Annotated in this window: 8 protein-coding genes and 1 pseudogene; 6 read left to right on the forward strand and 3 right to left on the reverse strand. The window is 67.8% G+C overall.

The features are described from left to right. Nucleotides 1-191: pseudogene (locus QZX79_RS13540) on the reverse strand (MFS transporter); the annotation flags it as partial. A 631-nt stretch (nucleotides 192-822) separates the two neighbouring features. After that, a complete protein-coding gene (locus tag QZX79_RS13545; RefSeq protein ID WP_294568906.1) occupies nucleotides 823-1,464 on the reverse strand; it encodes a cysteine hydrolase family protein in 642 nt (213 codons plus the stop codon). Between the two features lie 191 nt (nucleotides 1,465-1,655). Here QZX79_RS13545 and QZX79_RS13550 point away from each other — a divergent pair, with 191 nt between their 5' ends. From QZX79_RS13550 to QZX79_RS18605, 5 genes are all read left to right on the forward strand, one after another. Continuing rightward, nucleotides 1,656-2,234, forward strand: a complete 579-nt coding sequence (locus tag QZX79_RS13550; protein WP_294568908.1) for a TetR/AcrR family transcriptional regulator — start codon at nucleotides 1,656-1,658, stop codon at nucleotides 2,232-2,234. A gap of 67 nt (nucleotides 2,235-2,301) precedes the next feature. Beyond that, nucleotides 2,302-2,682 (forward strand): tautomerase family protein, encoded by a 381-nt coding sequence (locus QZX79_RS13555; protein ID WP_294568910.1) that lies wholly within the window; start codon nucleotides 2,302-2,304, stop codon nucleotides 2,680-2,682. 437 nt (nucleotides 2,683-3,119) lie between these two features. Further along, on the forward strand, nucleotides 3,120-3,992 hold the full coding sequence (locus QZX79_RS13560) for a helix-turn-helix domain-containing protein (protein ID WP_294568912.1): 873 nt from the start codon (nucleotides 3,120-3,122) through the stop codon (nucleotides 3,990-3,992). Between the two features lie 245 nt (nucleotides 3,993-4,237). Beyond that, nucleotides 4,238-4,414: an aldo/keto reductase gene (locus QZX79_RS18600; RefSeq protein WP_366484987.1), complete on the forward strand. Its 177-nt coding sequence runs from the start codon at nucleotides 4,238-4,240 to the stop codon at nucleotides 4,412-4,414. Between the two features lie 52 nt (nucleotides 4,415-4,466). Then, a complete protein-coding gene (locus QZX79_RS18605; protein WP_366484986.1) occupies nucleotides 4,467-4,883 on the forward strand; it encodes an aldo/keto reductase in 417 nt (138 codons plus the stop codon). Nucleotides 4,884-5,179: 296 nt separating this feature from the next. Here QZX79_RS18605 and QZX79_RS13570 read toward each other — a convergent pair whose 3' ends face one another. Next, the gene (locus tag QZX79_RS13570; protein ID WP_294568914.1) at nucleotides 5,180-6,205 is read right to left on the reverse strand and encodes a DMT family transporter; all 1,026 of its coding nucleotides are present in this window, start codon (nucleotides 6,203-6,205) and stop codon (nucleotides 5,180-5,182) included. 195 nt (nucleotides 6,206-6,400) lie between these two features. Here QZX79_RS13570 and QZX79_RS13575 point away from each other — a divergent pair. Beyond that, nucleotides 6,401-6,959, forward strand: a 559-nt coding sequence (locus QZX79_RS13575; RefSeq protein ID WP_294568916.1) for a hypothetical protein, incomplete at its 3' end; no start/stop codon positions are given.

Consider the following 6,959-nt stretch of genomic DNA (forward strand, 5'->3'; position numbering starts at 1 on the left):
GTGACCCGCGCCGAGCCGCGCCGATCGGCGATCCGGCCGGCCAGGGGCATGGCAGCGATGGAACCGACCGCGATGCAGAGCAGCGCGAGTCCGAGAGCGCCGGGCGAGGCGCTGGTTCGGTCGCTGATGGCCGGGATCCGGGTGACCCAGTTGCCGAAGACCGCGCCGTTGAGGAAGAAGCAGGCGGACACCGCCGTCCGCTGGCTGCCCAGGTTCGATCGCGGTGCACCGGATCGATCCAGGTGCATGTGTCGAAGGTAGTGATCGTCAGGACGGTCGGGGACTCCGTTGGTGGTCTTCTGCCTGTAGGTGGGCCAGAGCGCGCGGATCGAGCGAGCACGATATGAGACGGATGGTGTTCTTGAACGGGAGCTCAGTTCGAAGAATCACGCGGTGGCCGCCTACACGTCTACGCCGGGGCCCTCACCGGGCCGGGATCGCACACCACCTTGGTGGACGCCACTAGCAGGAACGGCCCACAAAGGTTAGAGGTCCGCCGATTCGGGCCGTTGATTTCGGGCACGGGTTCTGGGGTGGTTGATCCGTCGGTCGACCTGCGCAAACGCCCGACGAGTCAAAAGGTGCCCGGAAAGGCCCGGAAACAGGTGGTTGTGGGCCATAGTCCGAACCCTCTCTTGGCACCGCAGACAGCATGACCGTTTTCCGCTAGTCGGTCCAAGAAGCGCTTGTAGGCACTGGCGGCCAGCCGTCTGCCGGCCAGGGATCGAGGCTGGGCTCGGCTGGGTCGTCGTCGACCAGTCGCGACCGGCGCAGTGCCCCTCAGGCATCTGCGGCGGTCGGCCGGCCTTTCAGTTGCCGGACTCAGGCCACCGCGGCGGTGGCGTCGCCACTGAGTGACAGCGACTCGGTGAGTTCGTCGGTCGTCACGATCTGGTGCGCGTACCGGGGCCAGTTGAGCTCGATCGTCGCGCGCTGGATGTCCATGGTGAAGGTGCCGACCGCGTCGGAGACGAAGGTGACGTCGTAGCCCCGCTCGACGGCGTCGCGACCGGTGGAGTCCACGCACGTGTTGGTGGTCAGCCCGCAGATGATCACGTGGTCGATGTCGCGCTGGCGCAGTTGGGTGTCGATGTCGGTGCCGTGGAAGGCATCGAAGGTCTTGTGGGGCGTGACGACGACCTCCCCCTCGGCCGGCACGAAGTCGGGGTGAAACTCAGCTCCCCAGGTGCCCGCCTGGAACAGCTGGGCGTGGAACATGCCGTCGTGGCTGGGGGTCCGGTGCTTCCACGGCCCGTAGTCCCACGGCTGGGTCGACATGGGCGCGTGCAGCACCTGGATCCCGGCCTCCCGCGCGAGGGTGAGGACCCGCTTCATGTTGGCGATGGTCCCGACCTCCTCGCAGACCTCACGGAGCGCCGGCCAGGCCTTGCCCCCCTCGGAGATGAAGTCGTTGGTCGCATCGATCACCACGAGCGCGGTGCGCTCGAGCGGGTATCCGGTCACAGTCGATCCTCTCCTCGGTAATTGCTCGTACGGTCATACTAGTATCAGCTGAGACGCCACAGCGCTACTAGCCTTGAACGAGCTTCGCCGCGGCCAAGGCGGCGGCAAGGGCGGTTGAACTGGGCGCTGAGATCCCTGTTCACACGCTGTACGTCCCGGGCGATCGGGACGCCGAGAGGAGGAGGACGGCCATGGGGCAGCGAACGGACACTCGCGAGCGGATCGTCCACTCGTCACTGCAGGCCATGCGTGAGCAGGGCTTCACCGCCACTGCGATCAGCGACATCGTCACCGCCTCGGGGGCTCCCCGGGGCTCCGTGACGTTCCACTTCCCTGGTGGCAAGGACGAGATCGCCGGTGAGGTGATCAAGCTCCGGACGAGTCAGGTGCTCGCCGGCGTCGAGGACATCGCCGCGGCCAACACCTCCGCGAAGGACTTCCTGCTGGCCTGCATCGATGCGGTGGCCGATGACTTCGCTGCCTCCGGGTTCACCGCCGGCTGCCCGGTCGCCCCCATCGCCATCGAACGGGGCACCCGCGCACCGGTGCTGCGGCAGACGAGCGCTGACTTCTTCCGGGCATGGCGGGACTCCGTGGCACGCCACCTCACCGGCTACGGCATCGAGTCCACCCGGGCAGCCCGGGTCTCCACGTTGATGGTCAGCGCCGTGGAAGGCGCCCTGGTCATCAGCCGGACAGAAGAGACCCTCGATGCGATACACGCCGTCCGCGACGAGCTCGCCCTTCTCCCACTCGACGCCGACGACTGACCACCCAGGCGAGACGGCCCAGTAGTCGCGCGACCACGTCAACGACGACAGAGGGATTCCCACGGCCATGCCACTAGTCCGGATCGACCTGCCCAACACCACCGCACCTGCCGACCGCGCCAGGATCGTCGACGTCGTTTACGACGCGCTCCGGCATGTCGCCGGAGCACCTGAAGACGACCGGTTCTTCATCCTCACCGAGCACGGTCCGGACACACTCGTCATGGACCGCACCTACCTCGTCGCTCGAACAGAGCAGGCCTTGATCATCCAGATCACCCTGAACGCCGGACGCAGCACCGAAGTCAAGAAGGCGCTGTTCCGGGCGGTCGCCGACGGCCTCCACGAGCGGACCGGGATCCGAACGGAAGACGTCTTCATCAACCTCATCGAGGTCCCGAAGGAGAACTGGTCCTTCGGCGGTGGGAAGGCTCAGTACGCCGACTGATCGTGCCTCGGCGGGTGCGGACCTGATGGTCGCTGACCGAATCCTCCCGGACGGCGGACGTCTCGGCGCGAAAATGGTCGGGTAGGTCGAGTCCTGTCTACGTCCGGTCAGAGCGATGCCTTTGCCGTCGCCCGACCAGGACCAGGCGCCGCCCTGGGAGGCGGCGCCTGGTCCTGAGGGCTGAGCTGGTGCTAGGTCCAGCCGACCGACGTGCCGGTCGTCGGGGTAGCGGTCGCCGATCCGCGCAGGCGACTGCGAGGTCGGCGGGGAGGGCCCGGCATGCGCGTGGGTGCTGGCACTGGCCGGCGCGGTGTACTCCTCCGTCCGCAGTCCAGGCGTCCGCAGTCCGGCGCCATGGAGAAGGCGACCTCGCCGATGATCGAGGGTAGGAGCGCTGGGCCCAGGTAGGAAGGAGCATCCGGGCATATCGTCGAGACATGAACGAACTGGGGGAGTACCTGCGAAGTCGTCGGGGCGACGTGCAGCCGAACCAGGTCGACCTGGTGTCACACGGCCATCGCCGGGTGCCCGGACTCCGTCGGGAGGAGGTGGCGCTCCTCGCCGGGGTGAGCGTCGACTACTACATCCGGCTTGAGCAGGGCCGCGAGACGAGCCCCTCGGCGCAGGTGCTCGACGCGCTCGCCTCGTCCTTGCGGCTGCCCTACGACGGCCGGTTGCACCTCTTCCGTCTCGCCGGTCTCGCGCCTCGCAAAGTCGTCGCAACTGCTACTTACGTCGACCCCCTGCTGCGACAGCTCCTCGACGCGTGGTCCGGGCAACCCGCTCTCGTCTACAACCGTGCTTACGACGTCCTGGCCGGCAACGAGCTCGCCGACGCGCTCTTTGGTTGGCAGGGGCAACCCCGGGAGAACTTGCTCGAGCTGGTGTTCCTCCACCCCCAAGGTCGAGCCCTGTACCGGGACTGGGACGACGTGGCCCGGAGTGCGGTAGCCGGATTCCGTCTCGGGTACGGTCAGGACCCCAGCGATCCGCGCGTCCGAACGGTCTTGGCCCGCCTGCTGGGGGAGAGCCGTTCCTTCACGCAGCTGTGGAGCAAGAACGACGCACGCGCAAAACAAGCCGCGTCCAAGCGGTTCACCCACCCCGACGTCGGTCCGCTCACCTTGACATCGCAGATCTTCGACGTCCGGTCGGCACCAGGTCAGGAACTGGTGATCTATCACGCCGAACCGGGGTCCCCCTCCGCCGATGCTCTCGGCCTCATCGGGGCACTCGCTGCCACGCGCCGGACGGCGAGCCACGGCCGCCAGCCGGGGCATAGCGGACCGATCGGTCCAGTAAAGGCGTAGCGTTCGTCTAGCCAGGCGGTCAGCAGCCCAGCGGTCACCGTCGAGAACCACGACATGCTGCACAGGGTCGATGCGGAGACCGCCGATCGGGGCGGCCGCACCCCCGTGACGCGAGGTCCGCGGAGCTCCCGGCCACGCGCGAGGCGTAGCGACGCGAGACGGAAGGCGCGGGATGTCGCAGAGTGAAGAACTCGTGCTCAGCCTCGCCGGCACGCGCGTCGGCATCAACGGCAGCCCCGGCCCACGTGCGTTCGGCGTGCGACGCTTCGCTGCAGCGGTTGGACGTGGACCACATCGACCTGTACTACCAGCACCGTGTCGACCACGGTGTGCCGGTAGAGGAGACGGTGGGGGCAATGGGGGAGCTCGTGCAGGCAGGCAAGGTCGGTCATCTGGGCTGTCGGAAGCTTCGCCGGCGATGATCGACGGGCGCACGCCACGGATCCGGTTACGGCGCTGCAGACCGAGTACTCATTGTTCACCCGCGACCTCGAGTCCGAGATCTGGCCGACGCTGCGCGAGTTGGGTATCGGGCTGGTTCCCTACTCACCCCTCGGGCGCGGGATTGCCACCGGCACGCTCACCCCGGGCTCCCTCGCGCAGGGCGACAGCCGGACGTCGGCATACTTCCCTCGTCTGAACGGCGAGGCGCTCGAGGCGAACCTGCGCCTCGTCGACCGGGTCCGCGACCTTGCCGCCCAGAAGGGCTGCACCCCCGGCCAGCTGGCGCTGGCCTGGGTCCTGGCCGAGGACGTGGTGCCGATCCCCGGGACCAAGCGTGCGACCCATCTGGACGAGAACGCGGCCGCCGCCGAGATCGTCCGCACGGCCGACGACCTGCGGCGAATCAGCGACGCGGTTCCCGCCGAGGCCGTCGTCGGCGAGCGGTAGGGCGACATGAGCCACATCGACAGCTGACCGCGGAAGGGGCCCCGGTCCACCCCCGGGCAACCCGCCTGCACCTGCACGACGATCCGGGGGCGAGGCGGAGCTCGGCGTGAATCTGCCGGCTCCCCGGCAGGACGACCGAACATCGGTGGCTCGGCTACAGGGAGCCAGGACTGCTCGCCCGAGACGATCGTCGCCTCCGATCAGAAGTCCGGGGTCGAGGGTCGCTGCCGGCGTCCCCGCCGACGATGGCCGCACGGTGGCGTCCACGCGCCGAGCTGGGCGGCGTGCGTGGTGGCTCACCGGACGGACGTCTGGGCGTTGTCGACCGGGACTCGGCGGGCGGGTGCCTCGTTCCCGGTCCCTCGTGCCCGCCGTCGAGACCCCGCGATGAGCACTGCGATGAGGGCCAGGACCGTCCCCGCCAGGGTCAGCCCGTCGACCGCGCCGCCCTCGGAGAAGAAGTCGATGACCAGCGATGTGATCAACTGACCGGCGATAATCGCGAGTCCGAGCAACAGCACACCGGTGCGGTGGACCAGCGCAGCCGTCGCAGCGACGAAGATGATTGCTGACACGCCACCCAGGTAGAGCCACGGATCTGTCGGGAACGCTGTCGGGAATCCACTGACCAGCCCGTGCGTGACGGCAACGGCCGTGACGAGCACCGTCCCCGCGATGAAATTGACAAGGGTGGCGACGAGAACTGATTGAGTGCTCGCGCGCACGCGTCCATTCGTCGCCTGTTGCCAGGCGAGCGCAGCGCCACCGACGAGCGGAAGAGCAATGACCCACAAGGCGATGTCTGACTCCAGCTTGGCGGACACCGACAAGGCGACCGCCGCGAGGCACAGAAGCGTGCCTACGAGCCGGCGCGTGGTCACGGCTTGGCTTCCGCCCGGCCCTACCCCGATGCGATCGAGCACGAGACCACCGACGACCTGGCCGGCGACGGCCGCGACCGTGAAGAGCGCAGTTCCCAGCATCGCTGCGACGAGGCCCTGAGAGACGACGAACGTGGAACCGACCGCACCGCCGAGCAACGTCCACCATGGCAGAGCGCCCGATTGGACGAGCGGCCGGACGGTCTTGAGTCGTTGACGTGCGCCTTTGTGGGCCAGCAGGCCGATCGTGATCAGCGCCAGTCCCGTCACGAAGGCGATCAATGCCGCCATGAGCCCGTTGTCCAGGCGTGACCCGAGCTCTCCGTTGATCCTGGTCTGAACGGCCAAGAGGCCCCCTGCGGCGGCCGCACCGGCTAGCGAGAGAAGATGTGTGGGCCCTTTTGTCTCAGTTGGTTCGATTTCGAGCGTGCTATTCGCCATGCTTCGAACGTAGATCTGCCAGGCTTTGCGCACAGGGTTGCAGTGTTCATGGGAGCACCACGACCATGCTGGGCGTAGCCCTCTCGCACCCAGGAGAACTGCGTCCTGCCAGCGCGCCGCACGACCGACGAGGCTTTGGATCGTCGCTGCGCCTCTACCTCATGCAGCGGCATCGTCGTCGAAGGGAAGTTTGTTGTGAGCAGCGAATCGAACACCGTCGTGCGCAACGCGCGGGAGCTGGACGCGTCTGTTCTCGAGGGCTTGCAGGCACAGGAGAGCGCAATGCAGCCCATTCTCTACGCGGGAGCGAAGGTTCTCACGCTCGATTCGGTCGTGGGGGACATGTCCTCCGCGGACGTGCTCGTGGGCGGAACTACTGTGGTCGGTGTCGGACCGGGGCTCCTCACGGCGGCGGAGGACGACGGCATGTACGTCGTCCACTGCGTCGGCATGACCATCGTTCCTGCCGTCGTCGACCACCTCGCCGTCCTGGGTCTGCGCGCCGCTCGCAGTCAGCGTGCTGGGACTCTGGCACCGGGGATGCCCGCGACCTTCGCGGTGATCCCCACGGAGCTGGCGTCGGACCTGGCCACCGCGGTCACGACCATGGTGGAGCATCCGGAACGTGTCCTGGCTTTCGTCGCCGACGGCGTCGCCCAGACCTGGAACGGCCGCCCCTTGCGCGAGTCGGAGGGAGACCGCGACGGGCTGCAGGATCCGGCTGACAGCCCCTACCTGGGGATGTGGATCGATG

It is taken from the genome of uncultured Arthrobacter sp., assembly GCF_902805515.1.
Lineage (GTDB): Bacteria > Actinomycetota > Actinomycetes > Actinomycetales > Micrococcaceae > Arthrobacter_D.